This window comes from Pseudomonas sp. GL-R-19 (assembly GCF_019956375.1).
Taxonomy (GTDB): domain Bacteria; phylum Pseudomonadota; class Gammaproteobacteria; order Pseudomonadales; family Pseudomonadaceae; genus Aquipseudomonas.
Genome location: NZ_JAHBDJ010000051.1, coordinates 12,142 through 28,499, shown reverse-complemented (window position 1 = coordinate 28,499; position 16,358 = coordinate 12,142). Strand labels below are relative to the sequence as shown.

13 protein-coding genes and 1 pseudogene are annotated in these 16,358 nt (G+C 60.3%); 11 read left to right on the top strand and 3 right to left on the bottom strand.

The features are described from left to right. Positions 1-94: 94 nt before the first annotated feature. Complete coding sequence (locus KGA83_RS23145; protein WP_223531013.1) at positions 95-1,054, bottom strand: glucokinase; 960 nt, start codon at positions 1,052-1,054, stop codon at positions 95-97. After that, entirely contained in the window at positions 1,051-2,877 is a 1,827-nt protein-coding gene (gene edd, locus KGA83_RS23140; RefSeq protein ID WP_150757904.1) for a phosphogluconate dehydratase, read from the bottom strand. The genes KGA83_RS23145 and edd overlap by 4 nt, the downstream gene beginning before the upstream one ends. 220 nt (positions 2,878-3,097) lie before the next feature. Here edd and gap point away from each other — a divergent pair, with 220 nt between their 5' ends. The 8 genes from gap (at position 3,098) to KGA83_RS23100 (ending at position 11,238) form a co-directional block, all read left to right on the top strand. Then, the gene (gene gap / locus KGA83_RS23135; protein WP_108215125.1) at positions 3,098-4,099 is read left to right on the top strand and encodes a type I glyceraldehyde-3-phosphate dehydrogenase; all 1,002 of its coding nucleotides are present in this window, start codon (positions 3,098-3,100) and stop codon (positions 4,097-4,099) included. A gap of 162 nt (positions 4,100-4,261) precedes the next feature. Further along, positions 4,262-4,726 (top strand): methylglyoxal synthase, encoded by a 465-nt coding sequence (locus KGA83_RS23130; RefSeq protein ID WP_108215124.1) that lies wholly within the window; start codon positions 4,262-4,264, stop codon positions 4,724-4,726. Positions 4,727-4,803: 77 nt separating this feature from the next. Then, positions 4,804-5,322, top strand: a complete 519-nt coding sequence (locus tag KGA83_RS23125) for an RNA polymerase sigma factor (RefSeq protein ID WP_108215123.1) — start codon at positions 4,804-4,806, stop codon at positions 5,320-5,322. Between the two features lie 125 nt (positions 5,323-5,447). Further along, the gene (locus KGA83_RS23120; RefSeq protein ID WP_108215122.1) at positions 5,448-6,413 is read left to right on the top strand and encodes a FecR family protein; all 966 of its coding nucleotides are present in this window, start codon (positions 5,448-5,450) and stop codon (positions 6,411-6,413) included. Between the two features lie 122 nt (positions 6,414-6,535). Continuing rightward, the gene (locus tag KGA83_RS23115; protein ID WP_223531012.1) at positions 6,536-9,100 is read left to right on the top strand and encodes a TonB-dependent receptor; all 2,565 of its coding nucleotides are present in this window, start codon (positions 6,536-6,538) and stop codon (positions 9,098-9,100) included. Positions 9,101-9,214: 114 nt separating this feature from the next. After that, entirely contained in the window at positions 9,215-9,823 is a 609-nt protein-coding gene (locus tag KGA83_RS23110) for a biliverdin-producing heme oxygenase (protein WP_223531011.1), read from the top strand. 143 nt (positions 9,824-9,966) lie between these two features. Beyond that, complete coding sequence (locus KGA83_RS23105) at positions 9,967-10,356, top strand: YbaN family protein (protein WP_223531010.1); 390 nt, start codon at positions 9,967-9,969, stop codon at positions 10,354-10,356. Between the two features lie 147 nt (positions 10,357-10,503). Beyond that, positions 10,504-11,238, top strand: a complete 735-nt coding sequence (locus KGA83_RS23100) for a hypothetical protein (protein WP_223531009.1) — start codon at positions 10,504-10,506, stop codon at positions 11,236-11,238. Positions 11,239-11,299: 61 nt separating this feature from the next. Here the strand turns inward: KGA83_RS23100 and KGA83_RS23095 are convergent, their stop codons facing one another. Beyond that, entirely contained in the window at positions 11,300-12,172 is an 873-nt protein-coding gene (locus KGA83_RS23095; protein ID WP_108215117.1) for a hypothetical protein, read from the bottom strand. A gap of 378 nt (positions 12,173-12,550) precedes the next feature. Here KGA83_RS23095 and KGA83_RS30185 point away from each other — a divergent pair. The 3 genes and pseudogenes from KGA83_RS30185 to KGA83_RS23085 form a co-directional block, all read left to right on the top strand. Further along, a pseudogene (locus KGA83_RS30185) lies at positions 12,551-13,831 on the top strand (HAMP domain-containing protein); the annotation flags it as partial. A gap of 102 nt (positions 13,832-13,933) precedes the next feature. Next, complete coding sequence (locus tag KGA83_RS30180) at positions 13,934-14,689, top strand: methyl-accepting chemotaxis protein (RefSeq protein ID WP_411741921.1); 756 nt, start codon at positions 13,934-13,936, stop codon at positions 14,687-14,689. Positions 14,690-14,872: 183 nt separating this feature from the next. Continuing rightward, on the top strand, positions 14,873-16,222 hold the full coding sequence (locus tag KGA83_RS23085; RefSeq protein WP_108215115.1) for a CoA transferase: 1,350 nt from the start codon (positions 14,873-14,875) through the stop codon (positions 16,220-16,222). Positions 16,223-16,358: the final 136 nt, after the last annotated feature.

Here is a 16,358-nt window from a genome sequence, read left to right as displayed (position 1 = left end):
CGCGATGGACGTGAAGGCGCCGCGTGCATTCAGAAAGCACGCGTTATCGTTGACGTCCATCGCGAGCAGGCTCGCTCCTACAGGTGATCGGGTTTCAAGTCGGGGTGGATTGTTCGAGCGCTACACCGGCACCAACAAGCCCCGAATACGGCGCCGTCACCAGCCACACCGGAATCCCCTTGAAGTAATCGCTCATACAACCCTTGTCGGCGAAGCACCGGGCGAAGCCGCTTTCAAGGAAGAAGTCGGCAAACCGCGGAATCACCCCACCCACGATGTACACGCCACCACGCCCGCCGGTGGTCAGCACGTTGTTGCCGGCCACGCGCCCGAGCCAGCAGCAGAACTGCTCGAGCACTTCCACGGCAATCGGGTCGCCCGCCAGCCCGGCAGCGGTAATGGCTTCCGGCGTGTCGAGCACCGGTGTGTGCCCGTCCACTGCGCAGATCGCCCGGTAGACACGCGGCAAGCCACCGCCACTCAAGGCTGTTTCGGCACTGACATGGCCGATTTCGTTGAAGATGTGCTGCCAGAGTTGGGTTTCCCGTGGACTGCTCAGCGGTAAATCAACGTGACCGCCCTCCCCGGGCAACGCGGCAAAACGCCCTTCGCCGAGATCGAGCAAGGTGCCGACACCCAGGCCGGTGCCCGGACCAATCACCACCGCCGGACGCAACGCCTCCGGCGTGCCTTCGCAGACCACGCGGAATTCGCCGGGCTGCAAACGGGTCATGCCCAGGGCCATGGCCGAGAAGTCGTTGACCAGCAACAGCTGATCCACCTGCAAGGTCTGGCAGAAACCCTTGCGGCTCAGGCGCCAGTGATTGTTGGTGAACTTGAATTCATCGCCACTGACGGGACCGGCCACCGACAGGCACACCGAACCGATCGCCCCCGGCGCCAGCCCCAGGCCACTCAGGTAGAGGCTGATGGCCTCTTCGGGGCTGGGGAAATCTGCTGTCGCCAGCACCTGGACCGATTCCAGTTGCTGGTTTTTCCACAACGCGAAACGTGCGTTGGTCCCACCGATGTCACCGACCAAAGCCAGTTTCAATTAAGCGTCTCCAGGGCAGAAGTGAAGGCGCTGGCGCCCTGCTCCGCCGAGCTGAAGGCCATGCGCATGAAACCAAACAGCTCGCGACCGGTGCCGATGTTGTTGCCCAACAGGCCCTTGGCCGGCGTACGCGCTGCAAATTCTTCGGCGTCCACCTTAAGCTCCAGGGTGCCTTTGACGCCATCGACGCGGATGATATCGCCCTCTTGCACCCGCGCCAAAGCGCCGCCGACATAAGCCTCGGGGCTGACATGAATGGCCGCCGGAATTTTCCCCGACGCGCCAGACATGCGCCCGTCGGTCACCAGCGCGACTTTGAAGCCACGGTCCTGCAACACGCCGAGGAACGGTGTCATCTTGTGCAGTTCCGGCATGCCGTTGGAGCGCGGGCCCTGGAAGCGCATCACCGCGACAAAATCCTTCTCCAGCAAACCGGCCTTGAAGGCATCGGCCAGGTCCTGCTGATCCTGGAACACCATGGCTGGCGCTTCGACGATCTGGTTTTCCACGGCCACGGCGGAGACTTTCATCACACCGCGACCGAGGTTGCCTTCCATCACCCGCAGGCCGCCCTCTGCCGAGAACGCACGGGCGACCGGACGCAGGATGCTTTCATCGAGGCTGTCAGTCACGCCTTCGCGCCAGACCAGCTGGCCATTGTCGAGGAACGGTTCCTGGGTGTAGCGGCTCAGGCCATGGCCCATCACGGTGTTGACGTTTTCGTGGAGCAACCCGGCTTCCAGCAGTTCGCGGATCAGGAACGACATGCCGCCCGCGGCCTGGAAGTGGTTGATGTCGGCTTTGCCGTTCGGGTAGACGTGGCTCAGGGTCGGCACGACTTCGGAGAGGTCGGCCATGTCCTGCCAGGTCAATTGAATGCCCGCTGCCATGGCAATGGCCGGCATGTGCAGGGTGTGGTTGGTCGAACCGCCGGTGGCGTGCAGCGCGACAATCGAGTTGACCAGCGAACGCTCATCGACGATTTCGCCGATCGGGATGTAGTCACCGTTCTGCTTGGTCAAACGCGTGACCTGGTGCGCCGCTTCGCGGGTCAAGGCATCGCGCAACGGCGTGTTCGGGTTGACGAAGGACGCGCCCGGCAGGTGCAGGCCCATGACTTCCATCAGCAACTGGTTGGTGTTGGCGGTGCCGTAGAAAGTGCAGGTGCCAGGGCTGTGGTAGGACTTCATTTCCGATTCCAGCAGCTCTTCGCGGGTCGCCTTGCCTTCGGCGTACTTCTGGCGCACGTCGGCTTTCTGCTTGTTGGAAATGCCCGAGACCATCGGCCCACCCGGCACGAAAATCATCGGCAGATGGCCAAAGCGCAGCGCGCCCATCATCAGGCCCGGCACGATCTTGTCGCAGATGCCGAGCAGCAGTGCGCCGTCGAACATGTTGTGGGACAGCGCCACGGCCGTGGACAACGCGATCACTTCGCGGCTCGGCAGGCTCAGTTCCATGCCCGGCTCGCCCTGGGTCACGCCATCGCACATGGCCGGGGTGCCACCGGCGAACTGGCCGACGGAGCCGATCTCGCGCAGGGCCTTTTTGATCAACTCGGGAAAGACTTCGTACGGCTGGTGCGCCGAGAGCATGTCGTTATATGACGAAACTATCGCGATGTTGGCGGAGTTCATCATCCGCAGGCTGTGCTTGTCGTCGCTGCCGCAACCGGCCACGCCGTGGGCGAAGTTGGCGCATTGCAGCTTGCCGCGCATCGGACCGTCGCTGGCCGCACCGCGGATCAATGCAAGGTAGGCCTCACGCGTGGCGCGGCTGCGGGCGATAAGCCGTTCAGTGACCTCAAGGACGCGGGGATGCATGTGTAGAACTCCAGGCTAACGGATGTGGCGACCTGATTGTCTATGCTGATCAAAGGCCGGTGTCGATGGGATGACAAACGGTTTGTTTGACCATTCGGACCAGTTGATTCAGGTCACTCGTTGTAGATCGAACAAAATATTGCCATCAAAAAGGCTTGTTTTCTATTTTTTTACGAATAATCTTGTAATTCCAACAACAAAACGACGGTAGCGCCGCAATATGACTCTTCGAATCGCAATCAATGGTTTTGGCCGCATCGGCCGCAATGTCCTTCGCGCACTCTATACCCAAGGCTACCGTCAGGATCTGCAGATCGTCGCCATCAACGACCTGGGTGACAGCGCGATCAATGCTCATCTACTCAAGTACGACACCGTTCACGGCACGTTCGATGCCGATGTCCAGCACGATCAGGAGAGCCTGACGGTCAACGGCGACCGCATTTCGGTCAGCGCCATCCGCAACCCGGCCGAGCTGCCTTGGGCCGCGGAAAAAATTGATGTCGTGTTCGAATGCACCGGTCTGTTCACCGACCGGGCCAAAGCCGCCGCGCATATTACGGCCGGCGCCCGCAAAGTGATCATTTCGGCCCCGGCCAAAGGCGCCGACGCTACCGTGGTCTACGGGGTGAACCACGACATTCTGCGCCAATCGCACCAGATCATTTCCAACGCGTCGTGCACCACCAACTGCCTGGCCCCGGTGGCCCAGGTGCTGCACCGCGAACTGGGCATCGAAAGCGGCCTGATGACCACTATCCACGCCTACACCAACGATCAGCACCTGACCGACGTCTATCACGTCGACCCGTACCGCGCCCGTTCGGCCACCCAGAACATGATCCCGAGCAAGACCGGTGCTGCCGAAGCGGTGGGCCTGGTGCTGCCGGAGCTGGCGGGCAAATTGACCGGCATGTCGGTGCGCGTACCGGTGATCAATGTGTCGCTGGTGGACCTGACCGTGCAGCTCAAGCGCGAAGCGTCGGCCGATGAGGTCAATGCGCTGCTCAAAGAAGCCAGCCAGCACTCGAAGATCCTTGGCTACAACACCCTGCCGCTGGTCTCCAGCGACTTCAACCACAACCCGCTGTCGTCGATCTTCGACGCCAACCACACCAAGGCCAGCGGCAAGCTGCTCAAGGTACTGGCGTGGTACGACAACGAGTGGGGCTTCTCCAACCGCATGCTCGATAACTGCCTGGCGCTGTGCAACGCTGAATAAGCAGCACGCCCCCCGGTCTTGTAGGAGCAGCCGGTCGACGCTCGATTGCTCGCGATGGATGTAAGGGCCCCGCGCTCATTCAGGCGACCCTTGTCATCGTTAACGACCATCGCGAGCAAGCTCGCTCCTACAAGGTGCGTGTCATTTCTGGAGCCAGCATCGATGATCGGCATCAGCTTTACGCAAAAGACCCTGGCGGCGCGCAAGCGTATCGCCCTGGTTGCCCATGACCACTGCAAGGTGTTCTTGCTGGACTGGGCCGAACGGCAAAAAGACAGACTGGCCCTACATGATCTGGTCGCCACCGGCACCACGGGTTTGTTGTTGCAACAACGCCTCGATCTGCCGGTGCAAAGCATGATCAGCGGGCCACTGGGTGGCGACCAGCAGCTCGGCGCGCAAATCGCTGAGCAGCGGGTCGACATGCTGGTGTTTTTCTGGGACCCGTTCGAACCCCAACCCCACGACCCGGATATCAAGGCATTGCTGCGGGTCGCGGCGGTGTGGAACATCCCGGTGGCGTGCAACGAATGCAGCGCCGACTACCTGATCAGCAGCCCGTTGATGGATCAGGCGCACCTCCATCGGATTCCCGATTACGCCACCTATTTGCAGGGGCGCGCGTAAAACTTCACAAATCAGTGCTTGACCACCCGAGTAGATGATAAGCATTATCATCTACTCGAAATGGATCAGGTTCTCCCGTGAGTCAGTCACGCTTCAACCACGTTTTCCTCACCCAGCGCACCTCCCTGCTGCGCACGCTGGAACGGATGGTCAATAATCACAGCACCGCTGAAGACCTCTTGCAGGAAACCTATCTGCGGGTGACCCGTGCGTTGAACGAACGGGCCATCGCTCATCTTGAGCCCTTTGTTTTCCAGACGGCGCGCAACCTGGCGCTGGACCATTTGCGTGCGCGGCGTATCCAGTCGCGCACCATGGTCGACGACGTGCCGCAGGAGGTGGTGCACAGCATCGCCGCCGCCACCAGCAGCGCCGAAGACGCCGCCCACGCCGAACAATTGCTGGAGCGCCTGAACGTGAGCCTCAGTGAACTCAGCGCCCGCCAACAGCGGATTTTCATCCTCAGCCGCCTGCACGGGCACAGCTACCAGGAAATCGCCGAGGAGCTGAACGTGTCCCTCAGTACCGTGCAGAAAGAACTCAAGCTGATCATGTCGATCTGCATCGGGGTTGCCGATCGCTTGAACGCCAACTGAACGCCAGGACCCTGCGCTTGCCTGGACTGACTGCGCTGATCCTCGGGCTTTGCTAACCTTGGCCCACTTTTTACGTACCGCTTCACTAAAAAACAGCTGTGCACAGACACTGCCGAGGAAACACCGTGACGGACAACCACCGCTCCCCCGAGCCTTCATCGGCGCAGGACCCCGCAAGCGCGATGGACCAGGCCCTGGACTGGCTGATCGTGCTCGGCAGTCCCGACGAGGAGCAGAGCCGCCAGTTCCACGTATGGCTCGACGCCGATCCGTTGAATGCCCAGGCGTTCGCCAAGGCCCAGGCGATCTGGGACGGCCCGCAAGTGGCGCAGTGCGCGCAAAACCTGGCCGCCCGTCCGGCGAAAGTCACTGTCCTCACCCGTCTGCGTCCGCACTGGAAACCCCTGGCCACCGCCGCCGTGCTACTGCTCGGCCTGTTCAATTTCAGCAATTTGCCGATGCGCCTGCAGGCCGATCACCTGACCGTGGTCGGCGAGCGCCAGCGCCTGCAATTGGAGGATGGCTCCAGGGTCCTGCTCAATACCAACTCGGCGTTCTCAAGCACCATCAACAACCGGCAACGTGTTGCCCGCCTGTATCGGGGCGAGGCGTTTTTCGAAGTCCAGGCCAATCGCGGCCAGCCACTGGAAATCGACGCCGGCCCGGTCACGGCCAGCGTTCACGATACCGCATTTGCCGTACGCTACCTCGACGGCGTGGCGCAGGTGCGGGTACAGCGCGGGGATGTCGATTTGCGCGCCACCCGGGATGACGCGCGGGTGCGCTTGTCCGCAGGGGAAAGCATTCGCATCGGCCCCAACGGCTTCGACAAGCCGGCCAAACTCGACGCCGCCACTGACCTGGCGTGGGTCCAGGGGCGGCTTGTGTTTGAAAACTGCCCATTGAACCAGGTGCTGGCAGAACTTCGCCGCTACTACCCGGGCTGGATCATCAACAACAACGAACAACTGGCCGATGTCACCGTAACAGGCAACTACCGCCTCGATCAGCCGCTGGACGTGGTTCGCTCCCTGGCCCAGATCACCTCGGCCCGGCTTCAGGAGTTCCCGGCGCTGGTCATCCTGAACTGAATGAGAATTATTTTTACTCGATAGCCAAACCCCGTACGTCTCGTTATAGCCAATGCAATTGATTCGCATCTCACCCTGCCAATCAGCACCTATAAAGATTCGTGCGACACGGAGCGTTATCGATGTCCCCTCGCCTTACCCGCCAAGCCCCTACACCTTCCCGCGTGCTGTCGCTGCTGACCGCCGCCATCCTGATGGCCGGTACCGCACCGCTCATGGCCGCCACCGCCACCGAGCAGTCGACCCGCAAAACAGGCGACTACTCGTTCGCCATTCCCCAGCAATCACTGGTGTCGGCACTCAATGCCTTTACCGCCGTGACAGGCTGGCAGGTCGGCGTGTCGTCGGAGCTGGCGCAAGGTGTGGTTTCGCCGGGAGTACGCGGCTCGCTGTCACCGGAGAAAGCACTGGATCGTCTGTTGGTGGGGACCAACCTGGACTATCGCAAACTGGGGCACAACAGCATCGTTCTGGAGAAGCGCAGTGGTAGCAGTGCCCTCAGTCTGGATCAGGTCACCATCAGCGCCACCCGTAACGAGCAGGATGTGAACAACGTGCCGAGCACGGTCTCTGTCTATACGCGCGAAGATCTGGACCGCAACAACGTCAATACCATCAAGGAACTGGTGCGCTACGAACCCGGTGTTTCGGTGGGCGGTTCGGGCCAACGCGCCGGCATCACGGGCTACAACATTCGCGGCATCGATGGCGACCGCGTACTGACCCAGGTCGATGGCGTGCAGGTACCCGACGGTTTCTTCAACGGCCCCTATGCCCAGACCAACCGCAACTATGTCGACCCGGAAATCGTCAAGCGTGTGGAAATCCTCCGGGGCCCGGCGTCGGTGCTGTATGGCAGCAGCGCCATTGGTGGTGCGGTCAGCTACTACACGCTGGACGCGGACGACATCATCAAACCGGGCAAGGATGTCGGCGCACGTCTGAAAACCGGCTACAGCTCTGCCGACGACAGCTGGCTGACTTCCGGCACGGTCGCCGGCCGCACCGGCGAGTTCGATGGCCTGTTGCACCTCAGTCAACGCAACGGTCATGAAACAGAGTCCTTTGGCGAAACCGGCGGCACTGGCCTGAACCGCACTGAAGCCAACCCCCAGGACGTGCTCACCACCAGCGTGTTGGCCAAACTGGGCTGGAATTACGCCGACGACGCGCGTTTTGGCCTGACCTACGAGCATTACAAGGACGACCGCGACACCAATCAATTGAGCGCGGTGGGCGGCCCGTTCAATGCCGGACGCGGTTTCGGCTTCTATAAGTCCCGTACCGGTAACGACACGATCACCCGCGAACGCTTTGGCCTGGAACACAGCTTCGGTCTGGACAGCGCACTGGCTGACAACATCAAGTGGACGCTGAACTACCAGATCGCCAAGACCGACCAGCGCACCGAGGAAATCTACGCGCCGTCGCGGACCGTGTTGCGTAACCGCGATACCAACTTCAAGGATCGCCAATGGGTGTTCGACGCCCAGGCTGACAAGTCGTTTGTCATCGCCGATACCGATCACTTCGTCACCTATGGCACCACCCTCAAGCAGGACAAGGTTACCGGCCTGCGTACCGGTGCCGGCACCTGCCTGTCCGTGGCCGGTGCCTGCCGTGTCATTGGCGCACCGAGCGCCCCCGACACGCTCAAACCCGCCAGTGACTTCCCGGACCCGACCATCAACAGCTACGCCCTGTTCGCCCAGGATCAGATCAGTTGGGGCAACTGGACATTCCTGCCCGGTGCACGCTACGACTACACCCAGCTCAAGCCGCACATCACCGAAGAGTTCCTGGCCACCGCCGACCAGAGTGGCAACGGCACGGTGAGCGACGAGACCAAGACCTGGCATCGCCTGTCGCCGAAGTTCGGCACCACCTACCGCTTCAACGACCACTACACCTGGTTCGGCCAATACGCCGAAGGCTTCCGCACCCCGACCGCCAAGGCATTGTATGGCCGTTTCGAAAACATCGCTGGCGGCTATAAAGTCGCGCCTAATCCGGACCTCGAACCGGAAAAGAGCAAAAGCTACGAAACCGGTTTGCGCGGCAACTTCGAGCAGGGCTCGTTTGACTTAGCCGTGTTCTACAACAAATACCGCGACTTCATCAACGAGAACGCCATCACGCCGGGCTACACCGAGATCACGTTCCAGAGCAACAACATCAAGCACGCCACCATCAAGGGTGCCGAGGTCAAGGGCCGCCTGAACCTCGACGCCTTCGGCGCGCCGCAAGGCCTCTACACCCAGGGCTCGGTGGCCTATGCCTACGGGCGCAACGACGACAACGGCGAGCCGCTCAACAGCGTCAACCCGCTGACCGGCGTATTCGGCCTCGGCTACGACCAGGACACCTACGGCGGTGTGCTCAACTGGACGTTGGCGAAGAAAAAGGACCGCGTCGACAGCACCAGTTTCAAAACCCCGGACGGCACCAGCACCCAGTTCAAGACGCCCGGTTTCGGCATTCTGGACCTGAGCGCGTTCTACAAGGTGACCGACGACGTGACAGTCAGCGGCGGCGTCTACAACCTCACCGACAAGAAATACTGGCTGTGGGATGACGTGCGCGGCTACGACAGCGTCGGCGAAGCGTCGGTGACCCAGCCGGCCAACCTCGACCGCCTGACCCAGCCGGGTCGCAATTTTGCGGTCAACCTGATCTGGGATATCTGATCCGGTCATCCCGCCGGGCGGTCACATCAAGCCGCCTGGTGAGGATTTTTTACTGTCAGGCGCCTTCCTGTTCGTCTCGTTACCAAGCGCCTCTGAACTCTCCAAGGAATTTCCATGACTACCCAGGCCATCGAACAACGCCCCAACCTGCGTTCGCAACGTTTGAACCAGATCACCCACGAGCCGCACAGCAAGCTCGATGCCCTGGTCAAGGCCCATGCTCCGTTTGAAACCCCGGCCAATTTCGCCCGCTTCGTGGTGGCGCAGTACCTGTTTCAGTCGGAACTGGTGTCGCTGTACAACGATGCCGAACTGACCGCCATAGTCCCGGACCTGCCGGCCCGCTGCCGTGCCGATGCAGCCAGGGCCGACTTGGAGGACCTGGGCACCGAGGTGCCAGCACCCGTGGCCGGTGCACTGAAGAACCCGACCAAGGCTGAAGCCCTGGGCTGGATCTTTGTTTCGGAAGGCTCGAAGCTCGGCGCAGCGTTCCTGATCAAGCGTGCCGTGGGCCTTGGCCTGAGCGAAACCTTCGGTGCCCGCCACCTCGGCGAACCGGCCGGTGGCCGCGCTGAAGGCTGGAAGCGCTTCGTCCAGACCCTGGACGGCCTGGCGTTCAGCACCCAGGAAGAAGCCGAAGTTGAAAAAGGCGCCATCGACGCGTTCAACCGGTTTACCGTGTTGCTGGAGCAGGCTTACGCTACCGCGCCAGAAATCGCCTGACACACCACCGCCCTGTTGGAGCGAGCTCGCGATTGCGGTCTGACATTAAAAACATGTCGACTGACACTCCGCCATCGCGAGCAAGCTCGCTCCCACAGAGGCCCGAGCAAGTCTGCGAGATCCGACCAAATCCCTTGAACCCAATGCCTGCCTCTTCAAAACTCTCCCGCCTCCTCTTCGACCTGCTGGCCTATGTCAGCCTGGGCATCGGCCTGATCGCCATCGTCATACCCGGCCTGCCAACTACCGAGTTCATCCTGCTGGCCGCCTGGGCCGCGACCCGCAGTTCGCCGCGCCTGAGTGCCTGGCTGGAAAACCACCGGCTGTTCGGCCCCATCCTCCATAACTGGCGCAACGGCAAGATCATCGCGCGCCGGGCAAAAATCAGCGCCACGGTCAGCATGTTGTTGTGTGCCGGTCTGATGCTGGTGATGCTCGATCACGGTTGGCCGATCTACCTGGCGATTACCGGGATGGGCTTGGGCAATCTGTGGATCTGGTCGCGGCCGGAACCACTGCCGCAAGTCACCTGAAGTATTTTCAAGCCGCCCTGTAACAGCCGACAACGGCACACTTGAAATTACCTGCTTCCTGTTCGGATTTCTCCTACGTGTTTATCAGGTCACCCATGACCGGGTTTGGCCGTTAAGCACCATGAACCCCCACAACGAGAAGCTGACATGAATGTAAGTGCCGCTGCATCTTTTCAAGTTCCGTATCCGCAAACATTGAAAGCGAACACGGAAAAAGCCCAACCTGAGAAAGACGACATTCCGGTAATGGATGACAGGTTAAGGTTGACCATCGAGAAACTCCGAGCGCCTCGAAGTGAAGCTAGAAATCTCAGCAGCGAAAAACTGAATGAGGTGGAGGAGTTTTTGAATGCGCTCGAATCAATTAGCGGGTTCTATGACCTACCCCCACTGATAAAAAGCTTTAGACATTCAATGATTAGGCATCATGAATTCCAGGCAAATTTGGTGCTCAAAAGAATGGAAGGGGTTTACTCCGACTTCAAAAAAGACCTGCAAAGCAAATGGTCTGGTCTGGCCCATGACGTAATGGGTTTCACCGTGGCCGAAGACGGGCAGTTGAAAGTCACTTCGCCCCCCGACACCCTGACTGCCAGGGATGAGGAAATATTGAATACCCTGTTGAACGAGGCCAAAGGCTTGCAACCCCTGACCCTCAAGCACGCCAAGACCGTAATCGAGTTGATTCGGCTGGATAAGCCACAGTTTGAGGGCAAGGTGAAACTGGACCTGAGCAACTTCCACAAGATGATTGACTATGGATTATTGCTGAACAAAGGTGCGCTGGATCTGAGGAGCTCAGACTCCTGGCTGGATCAATTGCATAAAAAGGCCGAAAAGAATCCGATCGAGAAAAAGCCGGGGCTGCACATCGAGGTCTGATCGATTGAAAAAGCCCGGCAAAGCGAGCGTGCGTAACTGCTTTGCCGGGTGTGTGGCAGACCTAGTTATGCAACATCTGTTGATAGCAGATCTGAGCAAATGAAACATTCGGCACGTTGTAACCTCCCACCCCCGAATCCTCTTTGTCTTGAACCTGAATCGACCAATGCCCCAGATTGTATTCAACTTCCCACTGATAGCGATACTTGCCACTGCTGGTCCAGAAAGGATCAGACTTCAACTGGCCATAACACCTGCCCAACTCGAGGGCTTGCGCGGCGTTACCAGTGCTGTCCGTTATAAGGTCGTACCTTTTTTCATCCGCCCCCTTGTCCAATATCAAAGTAGCTGTAGCGCCTTCGAGCGGCTGCCCTGTCGAATCCCTCAACCGCACCGACCAATTCAAGACTCTGTAGGCCTGCGTAGTCGCCCAGTAGTGCCGCAGATCACCGGTATCGCCCTGGACGCGACTGTCGGCGTAGTAAGGTGCTGAGCCAAACTCGAGCTTGTAGATATCACCTGCTACGAACGGGGCAGACGGCTTCTTCGAGATGCGAACCTGAACTTCCTCATTCGGCTGTAAGCCAGACACCGTAAAGGGTACGTCCCAAGGGATTACGGCCCATGTGCCATTCCGATTGTATTCCAGTGTCAATGGCCCGCCTTCCGTCTCACCCGCACGGATCCACACATCCTGGCCCCGTACCGCCATGAAGCTGTATTGCTTCACATCCGTTTCGTCAGCCAGACTTTCCTTAAGGGTGTTCAGCTTGTCCGGCAGTACCGTGGCCGCCAAGGGTATTTGAGAGGCGATACCCGAAATAGCTGCCGAGTTCAGAAAAGACATGGCAGGAGCCGCACCTGCCGCCAATAACATTCCCCAAAACAACAACACCGAGCGCAACCCGGCCCTTTTAATGTAAGTAATACACATGATGGTTTTCTCATTATTTATTGTCAGTTGCCAGAAGCCAAAACTTCCGCAAGCGTTCCACCGAGGTGGCATCTGCATTTAAGCGGCCAGCCCTTAATGAGAAGCGGTACATATGTATTTCGTGAATTTCATCTAATGCGCAAAAAGTCCCCTGGACGTCGATGCAAAATTGATCATCGCCCAACCGCGATTTTTCCTCGTTTTAACCATCCTTTCGGCACATTTTCCTGCGCAAACGTTCAACTACTACCGTTCGTCGAGTTACCCCTCATGTAACCTCAGCGCCACGCCGATGTGCATTGATCGGCGCTAAACGGACTTAGCGAGTGAGCCGTCACGGCCCACAGCCAACACTTCATCCATTCGCGAGTTCGCCCTATGTTCGACTCACTGTCCATCCGCCTGAAAATCGTCCTGCTGTCCGGTCTGTGCCTGCTGGGTGTAGTCGCCTTGATAGTGGGCATGAACATTTACCAGACCAATCAGAACGATGACCTGGTCAATGATTCCAGCAGCTCAATGCTCACCGCCAGTGTGCAGGACCTGCTTCAGGCCAAGGCCGCCGAGCAAGCGGTTCGGGTGCAGAAGACATTCGGTGAAACCCTGACGGTGGTGACCGCCCTGGCCGACCAGATCAAGGACATGCGCACCCTGGCCGCCAAACGCTCGCTTGAGCCCGGCGCTTTGCGTGAGGAATTGAACCAGAGCCTGAAAACCGCCTTCGAGCGCAACGGCAAGGTACTGGGTATCTGGCTGGCGTTCGAACCCAACGGCCTGGATGGCAAGGACAGCGAGTTCGTCAATGACGCCTCCCGTCAATCCAACGAGATCGGTCGTTTTGCCGCGTACTGGAGCCGCGCCGGGGGTGAGTCGCTGAACACGATCATGGTCGAAGAGGACATGACCAAAACCACCCTGAACCTCAGCGGCACGCCGTACAACGTCTGGTACACCTGCCCGCGGGACAGCAAGCGCACCTGCCTGCTCGACCCCTACGCCGATACGGTCGGCGGCAAGGAAGTGTTGATGACCACCATTTCCGTACCGCTGCTGGTGGATGGCAAGTCCATCGGTGTGGTCGGTATCGACATTGCCCTCGACGCCCTGCAAGCGGCGGCAGTCAACTCCCAGCGCGACCTGTTCAACAGCGCCGGGCACATGCTGATCGTTTCCGGCACTGGCGTGCTGGCCGCCTACAGTGTCGATGCCGGTAAAGTCGGCAAGAACATCGGCGACACCCTGGGCGCCGATGGCAAGGACATCCTGCAATTGCTCGGTAACGGTGCACCGAAGATTCTCCAGCAAGGCGAGCTGATCCGTGCGGTGTACCCGGTCAGCCCGATTGCCGATGCCAAGGCCTGGGCCGTGGTGATCGACCTGCCCAGACAAGTGCTGCTGGCCGATTCGGTGAAGTTGCAAGCGGTGCTCGACGATGCCCAGCAAAGCGGCACGCTCAAGGCGCTCTCGGTGGCGGTGATTGCCGGCCTGCTCGGGCTGTTGCTGATGTGGCTTACCGCGTCCGGCGTGACCCGCCCGATCAACAGCGTGGCCGATATGCTCAAGGCGATTGCCAGTGGCGATGGCGACCTGACCCAGCGCCTGCGCTACAGCAAGCAGGACGAACTGGGCGAACTGGTGAGCTGGTTCAACCGCTTCCTCGACAAGCTGCAACCGACCATCGCGCAGATCAAGCAAAGCATCACCGACGCCCGCGGCACCGCCGACCAGTCTTCAGAAATCGCCCGCCAGACCAGCGAAGGCATGCAGGTGCAGTTCCGCGAAATCGACCAGGTCGCCACCGCGTCCAACGAGATGAGCGCCACCGCCCACGACGTCGCCAACAGCGCCTCGAACGCCGCCAACGCCGCCAAGGGTGCCGACCAATCGGCTCGCGACGGCCTGTCGATCATCGAGCGCAGCACCCGCGATATCAATCAACTGGCCAACGAGGTCAGCAAGGCCGTGACCGAAGTCGAAGCCCTCGCGGTCAACAGCGAGCAGATCGGTTCGGTGCTGGAGGTGATTCGCAGCATCGCCGAACAAACCAACCTGCTGGCGCTCAACGCGGCGATTGAAGCCGCCCGTGCTGGCGAAAGCGGTCGCGGCTTTGCGGTGGTGGCCGATGAAGTGCGCAACCTGGCCAAGCGTACCCAGGATTCGGTGGAAGAAATTCGCCTGGTGATCGATCGCATCCAGTCCGGCACCCGTGGCGTGGTTGCTACCATGCATTCAAGCCAGACCCAGGCCCACAGCAATGCCGGGCAGATTCAGCAGGCGGTCCAGGCCTTGAGCAAGATCAGTGACGCGGTCACCGTGATCAGCGACATGAACCTGCAAATCGCCAGCGCCGCCGAGCAGCAAAGCGCCGTGGCCGAAGAGGTCAACCGCAACGTCTCGGCGATCCGCACCGTCACCGAAACCCTGACCGGCCAGGCCACCGAATCGGCGCAGATCAGCAGCCAGCTCAACGCCCTGAGCACCCAGCAGATGAAGTTGATGGATCAGTTCCGCGTTTAAACAAGGCAGAAAAACCTTGTAGGAGCGAGCCTGCTCGCGATGGACCCAAGAGCGCCGCGTTTAGCCAGTAAATACGCGTTATCGTTAACGACCATCGCGAGCAGGCTCGCTCCTACAAGGGGATTTCATCTGACCTGGATTTTTTTGAACTATGATCGGGCTCTCACTCCGGAGGGCCCTTCGATGACTGATCTGCTCACGTCCATTCAAGCCGCACTCGGTTTGCCTCACACCCCGATTCCATTCACGTCCAGCGGCGCCCTGCCCTCAACGTTCGCCGTCACTGATCTGGCCTGCGCCAGCATGGCCGCCGCCGGCCAGGCCGTCAGCGAACTGCTGCACCAACAAACCGGACGCCTACCCGATCTTGAAGTTGACCGACGCTTGGCATCCTTCTGGTTCGCGACCTCGATTCGCCCGATCGGCTGGAGCGTTCCGCCACTGTGGGATGCGGTGGCCGGTGACTACGCCACCCGCGATGGCTGGATTCGCCTGCACACCAACGCGCCCCACCACCGCGCCGCCGCCGAAAGCGTGCTCGGTGCCTGTGCCGACCGCGCAGCGATGGCTTGCCAAGTGGCGCAATGGGCGAAAAGCGAGCTGGAGCAGGCGGTGGTCGATGCCGGTGGTTGTGCCGCCGAAATGCGTACCTGGGAACAATGGCAGACCCATCCTCAAGGCCAGGCGGTAAATGCCGAACCCTTGATCCAACTCACCAACCACCCCGGCCAGGGCAGCAAACCGTGGACAGGCTCAGTGGCTCGACCACTGGCCGGCATCAAGGTGCTGGATTTGACCCGGGTGCTCGCCGGCCCTATTGCCAGCCGCTTTCTGGCCGGCCTTGGCGCCGATGTCTTGCGCATCGATCCGCCGACCTGGAACGAGCCGGGGGTGGTGCCGGAAGTCACGTTGGGAAAACGCTGTGCGCGTCTTGATCTGAACCACAGCTCCGACCGCTGCGTATTCGAATGCCTGCTCAAGGATGCCGACATTCTGCTCCACGGCTATCGTGCCGATGCGCTGGAGCGACTTGGCCTGGGCATGAATGAGCGCCGGCAACTGAACCCAGGCCTGATCGATGTTTGCCTCAACGCCTATGGCTGGAGCGGCCCTTGGCAGAACCGGCGGGGCTTCGACAGCCTGGTGCAGATGAGCAGTGGCATTGCCGAAGCGGGCATGCGCTGGAAACAGGCGGACAAGCCGACGCCGTTGCCGGTGCAGGCCCTCGATCACGCCACCGGGTATTTGATGGCGGCCAGTGCGATCAGGTTGTTGGCAGGACATTTGAGCAGCGGGATGGGGGGATCGGCCCGGTTGTCGTTGGCGCGTACGGCGAAGTTGTTGTTCGAGCAAGGAACCGGCCCGGATGAGCCGTTGCGCGCCGAAGACCAACACGATCAGGGGATACAGGTTGAGCAAACGCCCTGGGGGCCGGCGCATCGGTTACACGCTCCGCTGAAGATTACGGGAACGCCTTTGCAATGGGCCTTGCCCGCGACTGAATTGGGTTCCCATCCCGCGCAGTGGTGGTGACGGTGAGATAGCCTTCGCTGGCAAGTCGGATCGCCGCAACGCAGCTCCTACAGGTATACGCGGTGCGTGGACGAATACGATCCACTGTAGGAGCTGGCTTGCCAGCGAAGGCGCCAGACCATTCAGCACAGAATTC

What these genes read in the sequence shown, in the direction of transcription:
- KGA83_RS23105 (WP_223531010.1), top strand. Translation starts at nt 9,967, where the DNA reads ATGCCTGCCTCTTCAAAACTCTCCCGCCTCCTCTTCGACCTGCTGGCC.
- KGA83_RS23115 (WP_223531012.1), top strand. Translation starts at nt 6,536, where the DNA reads ATGTCCCCTCGCCTTACCCGCCAAGCCCCTACACCTTCCCGCGTGCTG.
- KGA83_RS23110 (WP_223531011.1), top strand. Translation starts at nt 9,215, where the DNA reads ATGACTACCCAGGCCATCGAACAACGCCCCAACCTGCGTTCGCAACGT.
- KGA83_RS23085 (WP_108215115.1), top strand. Translation starts at nt 14,873, where the DNA reads ATGACTGATCTGCTCACGTCCATTCAAGCCGCACTCGGTTTGCCTCAC.
- gap (WP_108215125.1), top strand. Translation starts at nt 3,098, where the DNA reads ATGACTCTTCGAATCGCAATCAATGGTTTTGGCCGCATCGGCCGCAAT.
- KGA83_RS23130 (WP_108215124.1), top strand. Translation starts at nt 4,262, where the DNA reads ATGATCGGCATCAGCTTTACGCAAAAGACCCTGGCGGCGCGCAAGCGT.
- KGA83_RS23100 (WP_223531009.1), top strand. Translation starts at nt 10,504, where the DNA reads ATGAATGTAAGTGCCGCTGCATCTTTTCAAGTTCCGTATCCGCAAACA.
- KGA83_RS23095 (WP_108215117.1), bottom strand. Translation starts at nt 12,172, where the DNA reads ATGTGTATTACTTACATTAAAAGGGCCGGGTTGCGCTCGGTGTTGTTG.
- edd (WP_150757904.1), bottom strand. Translation starts at nt 2,877, where the DNA reads ATGCATCCCCGCGTCCTTGAGGTCACTGAACGGCTTATCGCCCGCAGC.
- KGA83_RS30180 (WP_411741921.1), top strand. Translation starts at nt 13,934, where the DNA reads ATGCAGGTGCAGTTCCGCGAAATCGACCAGGTCGCCACCGCGTCCAAC.